The following is a 20,231-nucleotide window of genomic DNA, read 5'->3' on the forward strand; positions in this document are numbered from 1 at the left end:
AGATGTCGAAGCTGGGAGATCTCGGCGCCAAGCTGTACCGCGGTGATGTCGGCTACGACTTCGTCGGCAAGCGCTTTCTCTGGTACGGCGTTTCCATCCTGATCACCATCACGGCGATCGTGGCCCTGGCCGTCCAGGGCCTCAACATGGGCATCGAGTTCAAGGGCGGGGCCGTCTTCACCACCCCGAAGACCACCGTCTCCGTCGCCAAGGCGACGGAGAGCGCGGAGAAGGCCTCGGGGCACGACGCGATCGTCCAGGAGCTCGGCACCGGCGGCCTGCGCATCCAGATCTCCGGTCTGGACACCGACTCCGCCGCGTCCGTGAAGAAGCAGCTCGGCACCGAGCTCAAGGTCGACGCGGCCCAGATCAACGCCGACCTGGTCGGCCCGAGCTGGGGCGAGCAGATCGCCAACAAGGCCTGGACCGGCCTCGGCGTCTTCATGATCCTCGTGGTGATCTACCTGGCCATCGCCTTCGAGTGGCGGATGGCCGTGGCCGCGCTCATCGCGCTGATCCACGACCTCACCATCACCGTCGGCGTGTACGCGCTGGTCGGCTTCGAGGTCACCCCGGGCACCGTGATCGGTCTGCTCACCATCCTCGGCTACTCCCTCTACGACACCGTCGTCGTCTTCGACGGTCTCAAGGAGGGCTCGAAGGACATCACCAAGCAGACCCGCTACACCTTCAGCGAGATCGCCAACCGCAGCATCAACGGCACGCTGGTCCGCTCGATCAACACGACCGTCGTCGCACTGCTCCCGGTCGCCGGCCTGCTCTTCATCGGCGGTGGCTTCCTGGGCGCGGGCATGCTCAACGACATCTCGCTGTCGCTGTTCGTCGGCCTCGCGGCCGGCGCGTACTCCTCCATCTTCATCGCGACCCCGCTGGTCGTGGACCTGAAGGAGCGCGAGCCGGCGATGAAGGCGCTGACCAAGCGGGTGCTCGCGAAGCGCGCCGCCGGCGGCGCCAAGGGCGAGGACGCCGACGCGGACGCCGAGCCGGAGGACTCCGCGCAGGTCGTGGCCCAGGGCGGCCAGGGGAGGCGGCGCCGGTGACCGCGGCCTCCACTCCCGAACTGCGCGAGCTGCTGCTCGGCCGCATCAAGGACGTCCCGGACTACCCGAAGCCCGGAGTGGTGTTCAAGGACATCACCCCGCTGCTCGCCGACCCGAAGGCCTTCGCGGCGCTGACGGAGGCGCTGGTGGAGCTGGCGGTCCGGTACGGGGCGACGAAGATCGTCGGCCTGGAGGCGCGCGGGTTCATCCTCGCGGCCCCGGTCGCCGTACAGGCGGGCATCGGCTTCGTGCCCGTACGCAAGGCCGGCAAGCTCCCGGGCGCCACGCTCGGGCAGTCGTACGAGCTGGAGTACGGCACCGCCGAGATCGAGGTCCACGCGGAGGACCTGTCGGCGGGTGACCGGGTCATGGTCATCGACGACGTCCTCGCCACCGGCGGCACCGCCGAGGCCTCGCTGGAGCTGATCCGGCGGGCCGGTGCCGAGGTCGCCGGCGTGGCGGTCCTGATGGAGCTGTCCTTCCTCCCGGGGCGGGCCAAGCTGGCCCCCGCCCTGGCGGGCGCCCCGCTGGACGCCCTGATCGTGATCTGATCCCACTGCCTGACGTGAGCGGCGGGTTCCCGGGACACCCGGGGACCCGCCGCTTCCGTGTGCGGGGCCGGCCGCCGCAGGCCCGGGCCGTGCGGGCCCGGGGGCGGTGTCCCGGGGAGCGACCACGGAGAACAGGGCGGCGCAACCCTCGCTACCATGGGTTATCCGGACCTGCCCGGGCCCCCGGATCCTCCCCCGGACGCCGTCCGGGGGGACCCCCAGAGGAGCGCTCTTGCCAGACGAGGTCCAGCCACTCTCCGCCGCACAGCCCGACCCGCAGGCCGAGCGGGCCGCGGCGGCCGCGGCCACGCCCCCGCCGGCCCCGCCGGTCAAGCCCGTGCCGGCCAGGCCGGCCGGGTCCTCCAACCGCGTGCGCGCCAGGCTGGCGCGCCTCGGCGTGCAGCGTTCCAACCCGTACAACCCGGTACTGGAACCTCTGCTCCGCATAGTCCGCAGCAATGACCCGAAGATCGAAACGGCGACGCTGCGCCAGATCGAGCAGGCCTACCAGGTCGCCGAACGCTGGCACCGCGGCCAGAAGCGCAAGAGCGGCGACCCGTACATCACCCACCCGCTCGCGGTGACCACCATCCTCGCCGAGCTGGGCATGGACCCCGCCACCCTGATGGCGGGCCTGCTGCACGACACCGTCGAGGACACCGAGTACGGCCTGGAGCAGCTCCGCCGCGACTTCGGCGACGCGGTCGCCCTCCTCGTCGACGGCGTCACCAAGCTGGACCGGGTCAAGTTCGGCGAGGCCGCGCAGGCCGAGACCGTGCGCAAGATGGTCGTCGCCATGGCCAAGGACCCGCGCGTCCTGGTCATCAAGCTCGCCGACCGCCTGCACAACATGCGCACCATGCGCTACCTCAAGCGGGAGAAGCAGGAGAAGAAGGCCCGCGAGACCCTCGAGATCTACGCGCCGCTGGCCCACCGCCTCGGCATGAACACGATCAAGTGGGAGCTCGAAGACCTCGCCTTCGCGATCCTCTACCCCAAGATGTACGACGAGATCGTGCGGCTCGTCGCCGAGCGGGCCCCCAAGCGCGACGAGTACCTGGCCGTCGTCACCGACGAGGTGCAGGCCGACCTGCGCGCGGCCCGGATCAAGGCCACCGTCACCGGCAGACCCAAGCACTACTACAGCGTCTACCAGAAGATGATCGTCCGCGGCCGTGACTTCGCGGAGATCTACGACCTGGTGGGCATCCGCGTCCTCGTGGACACCGTCCGGGACTGCTACGCCGCCCTCGGCACGGTGCACGCGCGCTGGAACCCGGTCCCCGGCCGGTTCAAGGACTACATCGCGATGCCCAAGTTCAACATGTACCAGTCGCTCCACACGACGGTCATCGGGCCCAGCGGCAAGCCGGTCGAGCTCCAGATCCGCACCTTCGACATGCACCGCCGCGCCGAGTACGGCATCGCCGCGCACTGGAAGTACAAGCAGCAGACCGTCGCCGGGGCCTCGAAGGTCCGCACCGACGTCCCGCAGGCCGCCAAGGGCAGCGCCGGCCACGACACGGTCAACGACATGGCCTGGCTGCGCCAGCTGCTCGACTGGCAGAAGGAGACCGAGGACCCGGGCGAGTTCCTGGACTCGCTGCGCTTCGACCTCTCCCGCAACGAGGTCTTCGTCTTCACCCCCAAGGGCGACGTCATCGCGCTGCCCGCCGGCGCGACCTCCGTGGACTTCGCGTACGCGGTCCACACCGAGGTCGGCCACCGCACCATCGGCGCGCGGGTCAACGGGCGGCTCGTCCCGCTCGAATCGACCCTGGACAACGGCGACCTGGTCGAGGTGTTCACCTCCAAGGCCGAGGGCGCGGGCCCCTCCCGGGACTGGCTCGGCTTCGTGAAGTCCCCCCGGGCCCGCAACAAGATCCGGGCCTGGTTCTCCAAGGAGCGCCGCGACGAGGCCATCGAGCACGGCAAGGACGCCATCGCGCGGGCCATGCGCAAGCAGAACCTGCCGATCCAGCGGATCCTGACGGGCGACTCCCTGGTCACCCTGGCGCACGAGATGCGCTACCCGGACATCTCTTCCCTGTACGCGGCGATCGGCGAGGGCCACGTGGCCGCGCAGGGCGTCGTGCAGAAGCTGGTGCAGGCCCTCGGCGGCGAGGAGGCCGCCAACGAGGACATCGAGGAGAGCGTCCCGCCGTCGCGCGCCCGCGGCAAGCGGCGCGGCAACGCCGACCCCGGTGTGGTCGTCAAGGGCGTCGACGACGTGTGGGTGAAGCTGGCCCGCTGCTGCACCCCGGTGCCGGGCGACCCGATCATCGGCTTCGTCACGCGGGGCAGCGGCGTATCGGTTCACCGCGCCGACTGCGTCAACGTCGACTCCCTCTCCCAGCAGCCCGAGCGGATGCTGGAGGTGGAGTGGGCGCCGACCCAGTCCTCCGTCTTCCTGGTCGCCATCCAGGTCGAGGCGCTCGACCGGTCACGCCTGCTGTCGGACGTCACCCGGGTCCTGTCGGACCAGCACGTGAACATCCTCTCCGCGGCCGTGCAGACCTCCCGCGACCGGGTGGCCACCTCCCGGTTCACCTTCGAGATGGGCGACCCGAAGCACCTGGGCCACGTCCTGAAGGCCGTACGGGGCGTCGAGGGCGTCTACGACGTCTACCGCGTCACCTCGGCCCGCCGGCCGTAGGCCACGACGCCGGACACGCCCGTGGGCGCCGCCCCCCGAGGGGACGGCGCCCACGGGCGTACCGGGCGGCAGCCGGATCAGGGGCAGCCCCACCAGACGAAGTTGAGATTGCCGCCGAAGAAGGCGGAGACGGCGGTGGCCGAACCGACGATCCACACCACGGTGCTCCTGCGGGCCCGGGCCAGGGCCAGCGCGAAGGGGAACAGCAGCGGGAAGGCCGGCATGATGAAGCGCATCTTCGAGGAGTAGAAGCCCGCGCCGCCCAGCGCCATCAGCATGATCATGGCCGCGAAGACCCACAGGACCACCGGGGGCCGGCGCCTGCGCGTCATCAGGACGAACAGCACCACGGCCGTGACCACCGTCAGCGAGACCACCAGGTGGTTGAGGGTGATGTGCCCCTCGGTGAAGGTCCGCTTCAGCTCGTTGAGGGTGTAGAGACCGCCGTCGTAGACGGACCCCCACCGGCGCTGCAGCTCGAAGTAGCCGTCCCAGCGGCCGAAGTGCAGGCCCACGTAGCCCACGTACCCGAACCAGCCCAGCGGGGCGATCAGCGAGGCCACGACGATCCGGCCCACGGCCGGACGCTGCGCACGCCGCTTGCGGCGCCACTGCACGTACTCCCAGACGCCCGCCAGCACCACGGCCGCGACGATCGCGGACCCGGAGGGCCGGGTGGCTCCGGCGAAGAAGGCCAGCACACCGGCCGTCAACCAGGACTTCGCCATCACCGCGTACATCGCCCACACCGACAGGGCGATGAACACCGGCTCGGTGTACGCCATCGACTGGACCAGCGCCGTCGGCACGATCGCGAACAGGGCGCAGGTGAAGAGGGCGACCCGGCGTCCGTAGATCTTGTCCGTGACGGCGAAGATCCCCCACGCGGCGATCACCGACGCGAACAGCGCCACCCCGATCGCCGCCCACATGACGGGCAGCTGCGTGACGTTCGCGGTCCACCGCACCAGCATCGGGTAGACGGGGAAGAACGCCATGTGGCAGCCCGGCCCCACCGGGGCGCAGGACGCGGGCATCTCCGTCGTGAGACCGTGCTCGGCGATGTGCAGGTAGAAGTCGGAGTCCCAGCGCCCGCCCAGGACCTCCAGCAGCCCCATGCCCTCGCGGTGGGCCCAGACGGCCATCACGGCCAGCCCGGTGGCGCGCAGCGCGATGTGGATCAGCAGTGCCTTCCGGGCGCGCTTCAGGGCGGCGAGTACGCGTCGTCCGGCCCCCCGGGGTCCCCGTCCCCTCTTGTCGCCGGCGGGCCGGGCAGCGAGAAGGGGGTCTGGGACATCAGCGCGTATATGGGTGTGCGTCACAATCGATCCTGGTCGCCCGGCAGAGAGCCGCCGGGGCGGCACCGTACAACGGTACACATGCGTCAGGTGTGACGGACGCGCGGCCCGCGTCCGAACCGCACGACGAACGGGACGCGCGGACAGGGCCCGCGAACGGCACGCGCGAGCCCCCGGCCGAGGGACCGGGAAGGCCCCGGCCACCGCTCGCCCCGGAACGCCGGACGGGCACCACCGGACCGAACCGGTGGTGCCCGTCCGCACGAACGGCCGGCGTCAGCCGCCGAACTCCTCCAGGCCCTTCAGCGCCTGGTCCAGCAGGGCCTGCCGGCCCTCCAGCTCGCGGGAGAGCTTGTCCGCCTTCGCGTTGTTGCCGGCCGCGCGCGCCGCGTCGATCTGCTCACGCAGCTTGTCGACGGCCGCCTGGAGCTGCCCCGTCAGCCCGGCGGCGCGAGCCCGCGCCTCCGGGTTCGTACGGCGCCACTCGCCCTCCTCGGCCTCCTGGATGGCCCGCTCCACGGCGTGCATCCGGCCCTCGACCTTGGGACGGGCGTCGCGCGGCACGTGGCCGATGGCCTCCCAGCGCTCGTTGACGGAGCGGAACGCGGCCCGGGCCGCCTTCAGGTCCGTCACCGGGAGGAGCTTCTCCGCCTCGACGGCCAGCTCCTCCTTCAGCTTCAGGTTCTCGACCTGCTCGGCGTCACGCTCCGCGAAGACCTCGCTGCGCGCCGCGAAGAACACGTCCTGCGCACCGCGGAAACGGTTCCACAGGTCGTCCTCGGCCTCGCGCTGCGCCCGGCCCGCCGCCTTCCAGCTGTCCATCAGCTCGCGGTAGCGGGCGGCCGTCGGACCCCAGTCCGTCGACTTCGACAGCGCCTCGGCCTCCGCGACCAGCTTCTCCTTGGCCTTGCGGGCGTCCTCGCGCTGGGCGTCGAGCGCGGCGAAGTGCGCCTTGCGGCGCTTGGAGAAGGCGGAGCGGGCGTGCGAGAAGCGGTGCCACAGCTCGTCGTCCGACTTGCGGTCGAGCCGGGGCAGACCCTTCCAGATGTCCACGAGGGCGCGCAGCCGCTCACCGGCACTGCGCCACTGGTCGCTCTGCGCCAGCTGCTCCGCCTCGGTGACCAGGGCCTCCTTGGCCGAACGGGCCTCGTCCGCCTGCTTGGCCTTCTGGACCTTGCGCTCCTCGCGCCGCGAGTCCACCGTCGCCGCCAGCTTGTCGAGCCGGACGCGCAGCGCGTCGAGGTCACCGACGGCGTGGTGCTCGTCCACCTGCGTCCGCAGGTGCTCGATGGCCGTATGGGCGTCCTTGGCGGACAGATCGGTGGTCCGCACCCGCCGTTCGAGGAGGCCGATCTCGACCACCAAGCCCTCGTACTTGCGCTCGAAGTAGGCCAGGGCCTCCTCGGGGGTGCCCGCCTGCCACGAGCCGACGACCTGCTCGCCCTCGGAAGTACGCACGTACACGGTGCCGGTCTCGTCGACTCGGCCCCACGGGTCGCTGCTCACAGCGCCTCCTCCACCTGATGCCCGCCGGGGGTACGCCCCCGGGCATCGTCCACAGTTTCCTGGGGCGGGCAGCGCCCGCCCTGCACAACGCCAACATAGGCGACCGCCGGGCCGGCTGTCCGCATCCCGCACGACGGAATATCGGCGTACGGGCGGCGGGCCGCCGCCCCGGGGCCGCGCCGCCCGTCAGTTCTTGGTGACGGTGCCCTTCTCGATGGTCACCGGGGTCTTGGGGGCCCCGTCCTGGGCCCCGTCGGCGGTCCCGGCCTTGGCGACCTCCTCCAGCACCTTCAGTCCGGCCGCGTCGATCTTGCCGAAGGGGGTGTAGGACGGGGCGAGCGGGCTGTCCTTGTAGACCAGGAAGAACTGGCTGCCGCCGGTGCCGGGGCGGCCGGTGTTGGCCATCGCCACCGTGCCGGCCGGGTAGATCACCTGGCCCTGCTCGTTCGGCTTGCCCAGGGCGTCCAGGTTCTCGTCCGGGATGTTGTAACCGGGGCCGCCCATGCCGGTGCCCTCCGGGTCGCCGCACTGCAGGACGAAGATCCCGCCGGTCACCAGGCGGTGGCACTTGGTCTTGTCGAAGAAGCCCTTGTCGGCGAGCGACTTGAACGAGTTGACCGTCTGGGGCGTCTTCGCCGCGTCCATCTCGAACGTGACGTCGCCCGCGCTGGTCTTCAGGCCGAAGGTGTACTTCGCCTTGTCGTCGATGGCCATCGCGGGGGAAGGGGACTTCTTCGGCGTGGGCGCCGACGGGGACGACGAGGGGTCGGCCGCCGCGTCCTTCGTGTCCTCGCCGTCGAAGACACCGCCCACGACGAGGCCGACCAGCGTGGCGATCACCACGGCCGCGGCCGCGCCGATGACCGCCAGGCGCTGCCGCGACTTGCGGCGGGCCTCCGCGCGGCGCTTCTGCTGGCGCTCGTACTTCTCCCTGGCGAGCTGTCGCCGACGCTGATCGCTCGTGACCACCGGGTCGTCTCCTTGTGCGTCTCTGATATCGCTGTCCGGGCTGGGTTAGGCCGTACCGTATATGGGTTCGCTGTGTAATGAAGGCCGCCGGTAGGCTCTGAGCAGCAGATTCCGATCCGCTGCCTCCCGCCGGACGACGATTGAGGACGAACGTGCTGATTGCCGGATTCCCCGCCGGGGCCTGGGGCACCAACTGCTACCTGGTCGCCCCCGCCGCCGGTGAGGAGTGCGTCATCATCGACCCGGGCCACCAGGCCGCCCAAGGAGTCGAGGAGACGCTGAGGAAGCACCGTCTCAAGCCCGTCGCGGTCGTCCTCACCCATGGCCACATCGATCATGTGGCCTCGGTGGTCCCGGTGTGCGGAGCACACGACGTGCCGGCCTGGATCCACCCCGAGGACCGCTACATGATGAGCGACCCGGAGAAGGCCCTCGGCCGTTCCATCGGCATGCCGCTCATGGGGGAGCTGACCGTGGGAGAGCCGGACGACGTCCGCGAGCTCACCGACGGCAGCCGGCTCAAGCTGGCCGGGATGGAGTTCTCGGTGGCGCACGCGCCCGGGCATACCAAGGGGTCGGTGACCTTCCGGATGCCCGAGCAGGCCGACGTCCCGCCGGTCTTCTTCTCGGGCGACCTGCTCTTCGCCGGCTCCATCGGACGCACCGACCTGCCCGGCGGCTCCCACGCCGAGATGCTCCAGTCGCTGGCCCGCGTGTGCCTGCCGCTGGACGACTCGACGGTGGTGCTGTCCGGCCACGGTCCCCAGACCACCATCGGCCGCGAGCGCGCGACCAACCCGTACCTGCGGGAGGTCGCCGCCGGCCCGGGGGGCGACACCGCCGCCCCACGACGAGGAATGTGACGAGTTTCGTGAGCACCTTCAAGGCCCCCAAGGGCACGTACGACCTGCTGCCGCCCCGGTCCGCCACCTTCCTGGCGGTCCGCGAGGCGATCGCCGCGCCCCTGAAGAACTCGGGCTACGGCTACGTCGAGACCCCCGGGTTCGAGGACGTCAAGCTGTTCTCGCGCGGTGTCGGCGAGTCCACCGACATCGTCAGCAAAGAGATGTACACCCTCACGACGAAGGGGGGCGACGAGCTCGCCCTGCGCCCGGAGGGCACCGCCTCGGTGCTGCGAGCCGCCCTCCAGGGCAACCTGCACAAGCTCGGCGGCCTGCCCGTCAAGCTCTGGTACTCCGGTTCGTACTACCGCTACGAGCGCGCCCAGGCGGGCCGCTACCGCCACTTCTCGCAGGTCGGGGCGGAGGCCATCGGCGCCGAGGACCCGGCACTGGACGCCGAGCTGATCATCCTCGCCGACCAGGCGTACCGCTCGCTGGGCCTGCGCGACTTCCGCATCCTGCTGAACTCGCTCGGCGACAAGGAGTGCCGCCCGGTGTACCGGGAGGCGCTGCAGACCTTCCTGCGCGGCCTGGACCTCGACGAGGAGACCGTCCGCCGGGCCGAGATCAACCCGCTGCGCGTCCTCGACGACAAGCGGCCCGAGGTGCAGAAGCAGCTGGTGGGCGCGCCGGTGCTGCGCGACTACCTGTGCGACGCGTGCAAGGCGTACCACGAGGAGGTCCGCACCCTGGTCTCGGCCGCCGGTGTCGCCTTCGAGGACGACGAGAAGCTCGTGCGCGGCCTCGACTACTACACCCGCACCACCTTCGAGTTCGTCCACGACGGCCTGGGCTCGCAGTCCGCGGTGGGCGGCGGCGGCCGTTACGACGGCCTGTCGGAGATGATCGGCGGACCGGCACTGCCGTCGGTCGGCTGGGCGCTCGGCGTGGACCGGACCGTGCTCGCGCTCGAGGCCGAGGGCGTGGAGCTGGACATCCCGGCCTCCACGGCCGTGTTCGCGGTGGCGCTGGGCGAGGCCAAGCCGGCCGTGTTCGCCCTGGTGACCGAGTTGCGCAAGGCCGGCGTCGCGGCCGACATGTCGTACGGGGGCAAGGGCCTCAAGGGCGCCATGAAGGACGCGAACCGCAGCGGCGCGCGCTTCGCGATCGTCGCGGGCGACCGCGACCTCGCCGAGGGCGTGGTCCAGCTCAAGGACCTGGAGTCCGGGGAGCAGACCGCCGTGGCGGTCGCCGACGTCGTCGCCGAGGTACGGGCCCGGCTGGCCTGACACCAGCGTCCTTTGGTGGCGGGGCGGGGAAGGATCCCCGCCCCGCCACCGGCGTTTCCGGACCGTCCTTATCTCCGCCGAACGGATGGCGGACGCCCCCGTACGGCACAATGGCCCTGCTTGATGACCTTGCGGACGCGGAGCGGGCGGGATCGGGATGACGACAACAGGCGCAGGCGCGGACACCGCTGCGCGGACCGTCGGCGCGAGCCGGGCACTGGCCTGGCTGCTGGTGACAACCGGAGCGGCGGGCCTGCTGGCCGCCTGGGTGATCACCATCGACAAGTTCAAGCTGCTCGAGGACCCGAACTTCACCCCCGGCTGCTCCCTGAACCCGATCGTCTCCTGCGGCAACATCATGAAGAGCGAGCAGGCGGCCGTCTTCGGCTTCCCCAACCCGATGCTGGGCCTGGTCGCCTACGGGATCGTGATCTGCGTCGGCATGAGCCTGCTGGCCGGGGCCCGGTTCGGCCGCTGGTACTGGCTGGCCCTGAACGCCGGCACCCTCTTCGGCGTCGGATTCTGCACCTGGCTGATGTACCAGTCGCTGTACAACATCAACTCGCTCTGCCTGTGGTGCTGCCTGGCCTGGGCCGCCACCATCCTGATGTTCTGGTACGTCACCTCCCACACCGTGCGCCAGGGCCTGCTGCCCGCCCCCGGCTGGCTGCGCGGCTTCCTCGACGAGTTCACCTGGGTGCTGCCGGTGCTGCACATCGGGATCATCGGCATGCTGATCCTGACCCGCTGGTGGGACTTCTGGACCTCCTGAGCGCGGCCGCCCTGTCGGTGGGCTCGCTTAGGCTTCCGGTGTGGAACCAGATCTCTTCACCGCCGCCGCCGAGGACCGCCAGGAGAAGGACCCCGCGAGCTCCCCGCTCGCCGTCCGCATGCGCCCGCGCAACCTGGACGAGGTCGTCGGCCAGCAGCACCTGCTGAAGCCCGGCTCGCCGCTGCGCCGCCTGGTGGGGGAGGGCGCCGGGGGGCCGGCCGGAGCCTCGTCGGTGATCCTCTGGGGACCGCCCGGCATCGGCAAGACCACCCTCGCCTACGTGGTCAGCCAGGCCACGAAGAAGCGGTTCGTCGAGCTGTCGGCGATCACGGCGGGGGTCAAGGAGGTCCGGGCCGTCATCGAGGGCGCCAAGCGCGCCGCCGGCGGCTACGGCAAGGAGACCGTCCTCTTCCTGGACGAGATCCACCGGTTCAGCAAGGCGCAGCAGGACTCGCTGCTGCCCGCCGTGGAGAACCGCTGGGTCACCCTGATCGCGGCGACCACCGAGAACCCGTACTTCTCGATCATCTCCCCGCTGCTGTCGCGCTCGCTGCTCCTCACGCTGGAACCACTGACCGACGAGGACCTGAGCGCGTTGCTGCGGCGCGCGCTGACGGAGGAGCGGGGGCTGGGCGGGGCGGTGTCCCTGCCGGCCGAGGCGGAGGCGCACCTGCTGCGCATCGCCGGCGGCGATGCCCGCCGGGCGCTGACCGCGCTGGAGGCCGGGGCCGGCTCGGCCATCGCCAAGGGCGAGGAGGAGATCACCCTCCAGACCCTGGAGGAGGCCGTCGACCGGGCGGCCGTCCGCTACGACCGGGACGGCGACCAGCACTACGACGTGGCGAGCGCCCTGATCAAGTCGATCCGGGGCTCGGACGTGGACGCGGCGCTGCACTACCTGGCCCGGATGATCGAGGCGGGGGAGGACCCCCGGTTCATCGCCCGGCGCCTGATGATCTCCGCGAGCGAGGACATCGGCCTCGCGGACCCGACTGCCCTGCCGCTGGCGGTGGCGGCGGCCCAGGCGGTGGCGATGATCGGCTTCCCGGAGGCCGCGCTGACCCTGTCGCACGCCACGATCGCGCTGGCCCTCGCCCCGAAGTCGAACACCGCCACGACCGCGATCGGCGCCGCGCTGGCCGACGTACGGGCCGGGCTGGCCGGGGCGGTTCCGGCGCACCTGCGGGACGGGCACTACAAGGGCGCGGCGAAACTGGGGCACGCGGTGGGCTACGTCTACCCGCACGACGTGCCGGGCGCCATCGCCGCGCAGCAGTACGCCCCGGACGAGATCCACGGCAAGCGGTACTACGAGCCGACGCGGTACGGCGCCGAGGCGCGCTACGCGGACGTGGTGGACAAGGTCCGGGAACGGCTGCGGGGCGGCGGCCCCTCCTCCGCGTGACCTCAGCGCGCGGCGGCGAACAGGGCGCGCATCGCGCGGCGCAGTCCGCAGACGTCGGCCACCGGCTCGGGGAAGTCGAACCGGGCGTCGAAGGAGGTCCGGCCGGGGCCCCGGCTGAAGCGCACGCGCAGCCCGAGCCGGTCCAGGGCCAGCGGGACGGCGGTCGTCCCGGCCGCCGCGCGCGGGCCCAGCAGCGCGCACAGGTCGGCGACGCGGTCGGCGTGGGCGGAGGCGAGGTGCTGGAGCAGCTCGGTTTCGTGGGCGGCCAGCGGGTCGGGCTCGGCCGCCGCCAGCTCGTCGGGGTCCACCGGGCCGGTGCCCCACAGGTCGTCCAGCGAGATCTCGCCGACCTCCAGGCGCAGCATCGTCCAGGCGGGGCGGCCGGCGTACGGCGGGTCCTGCGTCTCGCTCAGGCCCAGCAGCTCGCCCACCGGCCGCCGCTCCACGAGCAGCGCCGCGCAGGCAGCGCGGGCCTCCCCGCGCACCGTGGTCAGCCACCCGGAGAGCCGGGCGCGGCCTCGGATACGATGGGGCACGGACACCGGCGCCACATCCGTGATCTCGATCACGGCGGTGAGGTCGTCGTCCTGGGCGTGAGCGGCAGCCCTGGCAGCCGCGGATTCCCCTGATACCAGGAGGATCACGTCCCCGTCCGGGGTGACGGTCCGCGCGGCCGGCACCCCTGTCCACCACTCGGCCTGGTCAGGAGCACCCGGCAGCGTGAGGGATACTGAGGCGTTGGACTCTACGAGGGTTCGTACGCGTTCGGCTCCGGTGAGCTGCCGAACGCCTTCCCTGGGACGCGGCTGACCTTGCCTATCGTCGTCGAAAGCGGATTCCGTTTCGTTGGAACCCGAACTGCGGCGCGCACTGGGCAGGGGGATCCCATGTGGTCGAGACATTACGTCCTCCTCGCTAAGGTAAGCCTCACCTAACTTACATGGAGGTAGGTTCCACGTGAACCAGAAGCGACCCAAGGTCAAGAAGTCCCGTGCCCTCGGCATCGCCCTGACGCCGAAGGCCGTCAAGTACTTCGAGGCCCGCCCCTACCCGCCGGGCGAGCACGGCCGTGGCCGCAAGCAGAACTCGGACTACAAGGTCCGTCTGCTCGAGAAGCAGCGTCTGCGCGCCCAGTACGACATCTCCGAGCGCCAGATGGCCCGCGCGTACGACCGCGCGAAGAAGGCCGAGGGCAAGACGGGCGAGGCGCTGGTCGTCGAGCTCGAGCGTCGTCTGGACGCCCTGGTCCTGCGTGCCGGCATCGCCCGCACCATCTACCAGGCCCGCCAGATGGTCGTCCACGGCCACATCGAGGTCAACGGTGGCAAGGTCGACAAGCCGTCGTTCCGTGTCCGTCCGGACGACGTCATCACCGTGCGCGAGCGCAGCCGCGAGAAGCACCCCTTCCAGGTCGCCCGCGAGGGTGGCTACGCCGGTGAGGGCGAGACCCCGCGCTACCTGCAGGTCAACCTGAAGGCCCTGGCCTTCCGCCTCGACCGCGACCCGAACCGCAAGGAAATCCCGGTCATCTGCGACGAGCAGCTCGTCGTCGAGTACTACGCCCGCTGATCCGGCGGCCGTAGCCCTCACAGGCTGGTATCGGCCCGCCGTCCCCTCCGGGGGGCGGCGGGCCTTTCCGTTCCCCGGCGCGGCCCGGCAACCCACTGCGCCCGCAGCACCAGCGCCTCCAGCGTCAGCTGCCGCCCCTCGTCCGCGTACGCCGCGTACCGCTCCGGGCCCAGCACCTCACCGGCCCGCTCCTGGCACAGCAGCCGGGGCGCGTTGAAGTACCCCGACCCGAAAAGACGCAGGCCGACCCCGTCCCACATCGGCTCCGCCGCTCCCTGGAGCACCGCAGCCTCGGCCGCTGCCCCCTCGGTGACCGTGACCAGCGCCAGCAGCTCCACCGCCAGCACGAGCCCGACCAGGTCGCGGAAGGTGTGGTTCACCGTCACGCACTCGGTCAGCAGCCGCCGGGCACGGGCCGGGTCCCCCTCGTCCAGGGCCGCGTACGCCAGCACGTACAGGGCGTACGCCTTCGTCCAGCGCTCCCCGCGTTCCAGGCAGACGTCCCGGACCTCCTCGCACAGCGCGACCGCGCCCGCCAGGTCCCCCTGGAAGGCCCGCGCCATCGCCAGCTCCACCTGGCACATCAGCACGTTGCTGTTCAGCTCCCCGGCCTCCCGGTAGCGCTCCAGCGCCTCGCCCAGCAGCTCCCCGGCCCGCGCCATCTCGTCCGAGACCAGTGCCAGGCACCCCAGCCGGTGCACCGCGTACGCGGCCGCCACCCGGTTCCCCGTGAGCTCCGCGCGGTCCCGGCACTCGTGGAGCGCGCCGATCGAGGCCACCGCGTCACCCTGGAGGGCCGCCACGTACCCCAGCACCCACAGGGCCTTCAGCCGCGAGCCCTCGTACTCCTCGTCCTCACCGGCCTGCCCCGGCCCGGACTCCAGGCTGCGCGCCAGCCAGTGCCGGCCCTCGGTGAGCCGGCCGCAGCCCGCCCAGTAGAACCACAGGGTCCCCGCCAGGTACTGCCCCAGGTGCTGCTCCCCGGGCTCCTCCAGGCAGCACTCCAGGGCCAGGCGCAGATTCGGCAGCTCCGCCTCCACCAGCGCGGCCACCTCCTGCTGGCGCGGGCCGAACCAGTCCAGCTCGCACCACGTGGCCAGCCCCACGTACCAGTCCCGGTGGCGCCGCCGCAGCCGCCCGGCGTCACCGAGCGACTCCAGCCACCCGGCCCCGTACAGCCGTACGGTCTCCAGCATCCGGTAGCGCACCCCCGCCGGCGTCTCCTCCCGCGCCAACACCGACTGCGCGAGCAGTTCCCCGACCAGGTCGAGCACGCTGTCCGCCGGCAGGTCCGGGCCCGAGCACACGTACTCCGCGGCGTCCAGGTCGAACCGCCCGGCGAACACCGACAGCCGGGCCCACAGGAGCCGCTCCGCCGGGGTGCACAGCTCGTGGCTCCACCCGATCGCCGTCCGCAGCGCCCGGTGCCGCGGCAGCGCCCCGCGCGCCCCGCCGGTCAGCAGCGCGAACCGGTCCTCCAGCCGGGCCAGGACCTGCTCCGGGGAGAGCACCCGCAGCCGGGCCGCCGCCAGCTCCAGGGCCAGTGGGATCCCGTCGAGCCGGGCGCACAGCTCGGTGAGGGCCGGCCGGACGGCCGCCGTCACCGCGAAGCCGGGGTCGGCGGCCGCGGCCCGTTCGGCCAGCAGGGCCACGGCCTCCGCGGGGGCGGGCGGGGCCAGCGGGAAGAGCGCCTCCCCGTCCAGGCCGAGCGGGCGCCGGCCGGCCGCCAGCACCCGCAGGCCGGGGGAGCGGCGCAGCAGCCCGCCCAGCAGGGCGGCCGCCTCGTCGACCAGCTGTTCGTACCCGTCGAGGACCAGCAGGAGACGGCGACCGGCCAGGTGTTCGGCCAGGACCGTGCGGGGCGGGCGGACGGAGTGGTCGGTGAGGTCGAGGGCCTCGGCCAGGGTGAACTCCAGCAGCGCCGGATCGCGCAGGGCGGACAGCTCGGCCAGCCATACGCCGTCGCAGTAGCGTTCCTGCTGCTCGTCGGCGGCCGCCCGGGCCGCGGCCAGCGCCAGCCGGGACTTCCCCACGCCGCCCATCCCCGTGACGGTGACCAGCCGGGACGACTCCAGGAGCCGTGCGACCGCGGCCAGTTCGGCACCCCGCCCGACGAAGGAACTGAGCTCCGAGGGAAGATTGCCCGGCGTCACTCGTCGGGTGGGTCGCGCATGGGACACGGAGAGTACTGTTCCGGACGCGCCGCGTACAAGGCGGGTCCGTGCGGGCGTGCGCCGGACCCGGAATTCCGGTACTGCGGCGGATCTCCGGCGCGATAGGGTCGGAGGAAGACTTTTCTCCGTAGTTCAATCCGTAGGCAAGCAGATCAGGGAGCGGTGCAACGTGTCCGGTGGAGAGGTGGCCGGCATCCTCGTGGCCGTCTTCTGGGCCATCCTGGTGTCCTTCCTCGCCGTGGTCCTGGTGCGGCTCGCGCAGGTGCTCCGCGCGGCCACCAAGCTCGTGGCCGACGTCACCGAGCAGGCCGTCCCGCTGCTGGCCGACGCCTCGACCACCGTCCGCTCCGCGCGCACCCAGCTCGACCGGGTCGACGCCATCGCGAGCGACGTCCAGGAGGTCACCTCCAACGCCTCCGCGCTGTCCTCCACCGTCGCCACCACCTTCGGCGGCCCCCTGGTCAAGGTCGCGGCCTTCGGCTACGGCGTGCGCAAGGCGCTGGGCCGCACGGAGGACGCCCCGCAGAAGACCACCCGGCGAACCGTGATCGTCGGCCGTACGGTGCCGTCGGCCCGGCGCCGGAAACAGAAGGGCTGAGACCGCCGATGTTCCGCCGAGCCTTCTGGTTCACCGCAGGCGCCGCCGCCGGCGTGTGGGCCACCACCAAGGTCAACCGGCAGCTGAAGAAGCTGACCCCGGAGAGCCTCGCCGCCCAGGCCGCGGACAAGGCCGTGGAGGCCGGGCACCGCCTCAAGGAATTCGCCCTCGACGTCCGGGCGGGAATGACCCAGCGCGAGGACGAGCTGAACGACGCACTGGGGCTGCACCAGGACCCCGGGATGCCCGACAACGTCACCGCCCTCCCCGGGCCGCGGCGGCTGCGGGCCATCGCGCACCACCAGAACGACCAGAACACCCACCGTTCGAGCAAATCGACGGTCACGCCCAACCGGAATGAGGACCACTGATGGAGTCGGCTGAAATCCGCCGCCGCTGGCTGAGCTTCTTCGAGGAGCGCGGTCACACCGTTGTCCCTTCGGCGTCGCTCATCGCGGACGACCCGACTCTGCTGCTGGTCAACGCGGGCATGGTCCCCTTCAAGCCGTACTTCCTCGGCGAGACCAAGCCCCCCGCCCCCCGGGCCACCAGCGTGCAGAAGTGCGTCCGTACGCCGGACATCGAAGAGGTCGGCAAGACCACCCGCCACGGCACGTTCTTCCAGATGTGCGGCAACTTCTCCTTCGGGGACTACTTCAAGGAAGGCGCCATCAAGTACGCCTGGGAGCTGCTGACCAGCTCCGTGGCGGACGGCGGCTACGGCCTGGAGCCCGAGAAGCTCTGGATCACGGTCTACCTCGACGACGACGAGGCCGAGACGATCTGGCGCGACGTGATCGGCGTTCCCGCCGAGCGCATCCAGCGCCTGGGCAAGAAGGACAACTTCTGGTCCATGGGCGTCCCCGGCCCCTGCGGCCCCTGCTCCGAGATCAACTACGACCGCGGCCCGGAATTCGGCGTCGAGGGCGGCCCGGCCGTCAACGACGAGCGCTACGTGGAGATCTGGAACCTGGTCTTCATGCAGTACGAGCGCGGCGCCGGCGACGGGAAGGAGGACTTCCCGATCCTCGGCGACCTCCCGTCGAAGAACATCGACACCGGCCTCGGCCTCGAACGCCTCGCGATGATCCTGCAGGGCGTGCAGAACATGTACGAGACCGACACCCTGCGCGTGGTCATGGACAAGGCCACCGAGCTCACCGGCGTGCAGTACGGCGCCGCGCAGCACACCGACGTCTCGATGCGCGTGGTCGCCGACCACATGCGCACCTCCGTCATGCTCATCGGCGACGGCGTCACCCCCGGCAACGAGGGCCGCGGCTACGTGCTGCGCCGCATCATGCGCCGCGCCATCCGCAACATGCGCCTCATGGGCGCCACGGGCCCGGTCGTCCAGGACCTGATCGACGTCGTGATCGACACGATGGGGCAGCAGTACCCCGAGCTCGTCACCGACCGCAAGCGCATCGAGACCGTCGCCCTCGCCGAGGAGGCCGCCTTCCTGAAGGCCCTCAAGGGCGGCACCAACATCCTCGACACCGCCGTGACCGAGACCAAGGCCGCCGGCGGCACGGTCCTCTCCGGCGACAAGGCGTTCCTGCTCCACGACACCTGGGGCTTCCCGATCGACCTCACCCTGGAGATGGCCGCCGAGCAGGGCCTCTCCGTGGACGAGCCGGGCTTCCGCCGCCTGATGCAGGAGCAGCGCGACCGCGCCAAGGCCGACGCCAAGGCCAAGAAGACCGGCCACGCCGACATGTCGGCCTACCGGGAGATCGCCGACGGCTCCGGCGCCACCGAGTTCACCGGCTACGCCACCACCCAGGGCGAGTCCACCATCGTCGGCCTGCTGGTCAACGGCGTCTCCTCGCCCGCCGCCTCCGAGGGCGACGAGGTCGAGGTCGTCCTCGACCGCACCCCCTTCTACGCCGAGGGCGGCGGCCAGCTCGCCGACCAGGGCCGCATCAAGCTCGACACCGGCGCCGTCATCGAGGTCCGCGACGTGCAGCAGCCCGTCCCCGGCGTCTCCGTGCACAAGGGCTCCGTCCAGGTCGGCGAGGTGACGGTGGGCGCCTCCGCGTACGCCGCCATCGACGTCAAGCGCCGCCGGGCCATCGCCCGCGCCCACTCGGCCACCCACCTGACCCACCAGGCGCTGCGCGACGCCCTCGGCCCGACGGCCGCCCAGGCCGGCTCCGAGAACAGCCCCGGCCGCTTCCGCTTCGACTTCGGCTCCCCGAACGCCGTCCCCGGCACGGTCCTCACCGACGTCGAGCAGAAGATCAACGACGTGCTCTCCCGCGAGCTCGACGTCACCGCCGAGATCATGAGCATCGACGAGGCCAAGAAGCAGGGCGCCATCGCCGAGTTCGGCGAGAAGTACGGCGAGCGGGTCCGCGTCGTCACCATCGGCGACTTCTCCAAGGAGCTGTGCGGCGGCACCCACGTCGGCAACACCTCCCAGCTGGGTCTGGTGAAGCTGCTCGGCGAGTCCTCCATCGGCTCCGGCGTGCGCCGCGTCGAGGCCCTGGTCGGCGTCGACGCGTACAACTTCCTCGCCAAGGAGCACACGGTCGTCGCCCAGCTCCAGGAGCTGGTCAAGGGCCGTCCGGAAGAGCTGCCGGAGAAGATCGCCTCCATGCTCGGCAAGCTGAAGGACGCCGAGAAGGAGATCGAGAAGTTCCGCGCGGAGAAGGTCCTCCAGGCCGCCGCCGGTCTCGCCTCCAACGCCCAGGACATCCGGGGTGTCGCCCTCGTCGTCGGCCAGGTGCCGGACGGCACGGGCGCCGACGACCTGCGCAAGCTGGTCCTCGACGTCCGCGGCCGCATCCAGGGCGACCGGCCGGCCGTCGTCGCGCTGTTCACCGTGGCGAACGACCGCCCGCTGACCGTCATCGCCACCAACGAGGCGGCCCGCGAGCGCGGCCTCAAGGCCGGTGACCTGGTCCGCGCCGCCGCCAAGACCCTCGGCGGCGGCGGTGGCGGCAAGCCCGACGTGGCCCAGGGCGGCGGCCAGAACCCGGGCGCCGTGCCCGAGGCCATCGCGGCCGTCGAGCGCCTCGTGGCAGAGACGGCCTGACGATGAGCCTGCGCCGCGGCCGCCGACTGGCCATCGATGTCGGAGACGCCCGGATCGGGGTCGCCTCCTGCGACCCCGACGGGGTGCTCGCCACGCCGGTGGAGACCGTCCCGGGCCGGGACGTCCCCTTCGCCCACCGGCGGCTGCGGCAGCTCGTCGAGGAGTACGAGCCCCTCGAAGTCGTGGTCGGCCTCCCCCGCTCGCTCAGCGGGCGGGAGGGGCCGGCCGCGGCCAAGGTGCGCGCATTCGCGAACGAACTGGCCAAGGGAATCAAGCCGGTGACCGTGCGTCTGGTGGACGAGCGGATGACGACGGTCACCGCCGCCCAGGGCCTGCGGGCCTCCGGGCGCAACGCGAAGAAGGGCCGGTCGGTCATCGACCAGGCGGCCGCTGTGGTCATCCTCCAGAACGCTCTTGAGACCGAACGGGTATCAGGTAATCCGCCCGGTGAGTGCGTCGAAGTGGTTGTCTGATCGCGATACGGTAACGTTCCGCGCGATG

Annotated in this window: 17 protein-coding genes; 12 read left to right on the forward strand and 5 right to left on the reverse strand. The window is 71.6% G+C overall.

Going from position 1 to position 20,231, the window contains the following annotated elements; translation table 11 throughout:
* The first annotated feature begins 2 nt into the window (after nt 1-2).
* The 3 genes from secF (at nt 3) to ACZ51S_RS24275 (ending at nt 4,268) form a co-directional block, all read left to right on the forward strand.
* Nucleotides 3-1,061 (forward strand): protein translocase subunit SecF, encoded by a 1,059-nt coding sequence (gene secF, locus ACZ51S_RS24265; protein WP_388944448.1) that lies wholly within the window; start codon nt 3-5, stop codon nt 1,059-1,061.
* The gene (locus ACZ51S_RS24270) at nt 1,058-1,612 is read left to right on the forward strand and encodes an adenine phosphoribosyltransferase (protein WP_468476338.1); all 555 of its coding nucleotides are present in this window, start codon (nt 1,058-1,060) and stop codon (nt 1,610-1,612) included. Before secF ends, ACZ51S_RS24270 begins: the two co-directional genes overlap by 4 nt.
* A 232-nt stretch (nt 1,613-1,844) precedes the next feature.
* Nucleotides 1,845-4,268, forward strand: a complete 2,424-nt coding sequence (locus ACZ51S_RS24275; protein WP_388944453.1) for a RelA/SpoT family protein — start codon at nt 1,845-1,847, stop codon at nt 4,266-4,268.
* A 77-nt stretch (nt 4,269-4,345) separates the two neighbouring features.
* Here the strand turns inward: ACZ51S_RS24275 and ACZ51S_RS24280 are convergent, their stop codons facing one another.
* From ACZ51S_RS24280 to ACZ51S_RS24290, 3 genes are all read right to left on the reverse strand, one after another.
* Entirely contained in the window at nt 4,346-5,590 is a 1,245-nt protein-coding gene (locus ACZ51S_RS24280; protein WP_468476337.1) for a glycosyltransferase family 39 protein, read from the reverse strand.
* 252 nt (nt 5,591-5,842) lie between these two features.
* Nucleotides 5,843-7,072 carry a DUF349 domain-containing protein gene (locus ACZ51S_RS24285; RefSeq protein WP_468803363.1) on the reverse strand — a complete coding sequence of 410 codons (1,230 nt, stop codon included), beginning with the start codon at nt 7,070-7,072 and terminating at the stop codon, nt 5,843-5,845.
* 186 nt (nt 7,073-7,258) lie between these two features.
* Entirely contained in the window at nt 7,259-8,041 is a 783-nt protein-coding gene (locus ACZ51S_RS24290) for a peptidylprolyl isomerase (protein ID WP_388944461.1), read from the reverse strand.
* Nucleotides 8,042-8,193: 152 nt separating this feature from the next.
* Here ACZ51S_RS24290 and ACZ51S_RS24295 point away from each other — a divergent pair, with 152 nt between their 5' ends.
* From ACZ51S_RS24295 to ACZ51S_RS24310, 4 genes are all read left to right on the forward strand, one after another.
* A complete protein-coding gene (locus ACZ51S_RS24295) occupies nt 8,194-8,904 on the forward strand; it encodes an MBL fold metallo-hydrolase (RefSeq protein ID WP_467891583.1) in 711 nt (236 codons plus the stop codon).
* 8 nt (nt 8,905-8,912) lie between these two features.
* Nucleotides 8,913-10,172 (forward strand): histidine--tRNA ligase, encoded by a 1,260-nt coding sequence (gene hisS, locus ACZ51S_RS24300; RefSeq protein WP_468961951.1) that lies wholly within the window; start codon nt 8,913-8,915, stop codon nt 10,170-10,172.
* 157 nt (nt 10,173-10,329) lie between these two features.
* Complete coding sequence (locus tag ACZ51S_RS24305; protein ID WP_388944470.1) at nt 10,330-10,944, forward strand: vitamin K epoxide reductase family protein; 615 nt, start codon at nt 10,330-10,332, stop codon at nt 10,942-10,944.
* A 40-nt stretch (nt 10,945-10,984) separates the two neighbouring features.
* Complete coding sequence (locus tag ACZ51S_RS24310; protein ID WP_468476333.1) at nt 10,985-12,349, forward strand: replication-associated recombination protein A; 1,365 nt, start codon at nt 10,985-10,987, stop codon at nt 12,347-12,349.
* 2 nt (nt 12,350-12,351) lie between these two features.
* On the opposite strand, the gene ACZ51S_RS24315 is transcribed toward ACZ51S_RS24310, so the two are convergent.
* Nucleotides 12,352-13,251 carry a DUF2470 domain-containing protein gene (locus ACZ51S_RS24315; RefSeq protein ID WP_468476332.1) on the reverse strand — a complete coding sequence of 300 codons (900 nt, stop codon included), beginning with the start codon at nt 13,249-13,251 and terminating at the stop codon, nt 12,352-12,354.
* Between the two features lie 55 nt (nt 13,252-13,306).
* Between ACZ51S_RS24315 and rpsD the strand changes: the two genes are divergently transcribed.
* Complete coding sequence (gene rpsD, locus ACZ51S_RS24320) at nt 13,307-13,918, forward strand: 30S ribosomal protein S4 (RefSeq protein WP_007263048.1); 612 nt, start codon at nt 13,307-13,309, stop codon at nt 13,916-13,918.
* Between the two features lie 17 nt (nt 13,919-13,935).
* Here the strand turns inward: rpsD and ACZ51S_RS24325 are convergent, their stop codons facing one another.
* Complete coding sequence (locus tag ACZ51S_RS24325) at nt 13,936-16,098, reverse strand: ATP-binding protein (protein ID WP_468961953.1); 2,163 nt, start codon at nt 16,096-16,098, stop codon at nt 13,936-13,938.
* A gap of 163 nt (nt 16,099-16,261) precedes the next feature.
* Between ACZ51S_RS24325 and ACZ51S_RS24330 the strand changes: the two genes are divergently transcribed.
* From ACZ51S_RS24330 to ruvX, 4 genes are read left to right on the forward strand one after another with little or no spacing between them, the layout of a single operon-like run.
* The gene (locus ACZ51S_RS24330) at nt 16,262-16,690 is read left to right on the forward strand and encodes a DUF948 domain-containing protein (protein WP_388944484.1); all 429 of its coding nucleotides are present in this window, start codon (nt 16,262-16,264) and stop codon (nt 16,688-16,690) included.
* A gap of 8 nt (nt 16,691-16,698) precedes the next feature.
* Nucleotides 16,699-17,061 (forward strand): DUF6167 family protein, encoded by a 363-nt coding sequence (locus ACZ51S_RS24335; RefSeq protein ID WP_388944487.1) that lies wholly within the window; start codon nt 16,699-16,701, stop codon nt 17,059-17,061.
* Complete coding sequence (gene alaS, locus ACZ51S_RS24340; RefSeq protein ID WP_468476329.1) at nt 17,061-19,730, forward strand: alanine--tRNA ligase; 2,670 nt, start codon at nt 17,061-17,063, stop codon at nt 19,728-19,730. The genes ACZ51S_RS24335 and alaS overlap by 1 nt, the downstream gene beginning before the upstream one ends.
* Nucleotides 19,731-19,732: 2 nt before the next feature.
* The gene (gene ruvX / locus ACZ51S_RS24345; protein WP_388944493.1) at nt 19,733-20,203 is read left to right on the forward strand and encodes a Holliday junction resolvase RuvX; all 471 of its coding nucleotides are present in this window, start codon (nt 19,733-19,735) and stop codon (nt 20,201-20,203) included.
* The last annotated feature ends 28 nt before the right edge of the window (nt 20,204-20,231 follow it).

Source organism: Streptomyces sp. NPDC034043, from assembly GCF_055575675.1.

Bases quoted from the DNA above. Each gene is read 5' to 3' on its own strand.
- secF (WP_388944448.1), top strand. From the start codon at position 3: ATGTCGAAGCTGGGAGATCTCGGCGCCAAGCTGTACCGCGGTGATGTC.
- ACZ51S_RS24305 (WP_388944470.1), top strand. From the start codon at position 10,330: ATGACGACAACAGGCGCAGGCGCGGACACCGCTGCGCGGACCGTCGGC.
- ACZ51S_RS24315 (WP_468476332.1), bottom strand. From the start codon at position 13,251: ATGTCTCGACCACATGGGATCCCCCTGCCCAGTGCGCGCCGCAGTTCG.
- ACZ51S_RS24335 (WP_388944487.1), top strand. From the start codon at position 16,699: ATGTTCCGCCGAGCCTTCTGGTTCACCGCAGGCGCCGCCGCCGGCGTG.
- alaS (WP_468476329.1), top strand. From the start codon at position 17,061: ATGGAGTCGGCTGAAATCCGCCGCCGCTGGCTGAGCTTCTTCGAGGAG.
- ruvX (WP_388944493.1), top strand. From the start codon at position 19,733: ATGAGCCTGCGCCGCGGCCGCCGACTGGCCATCGATGTCGGAGACGCC.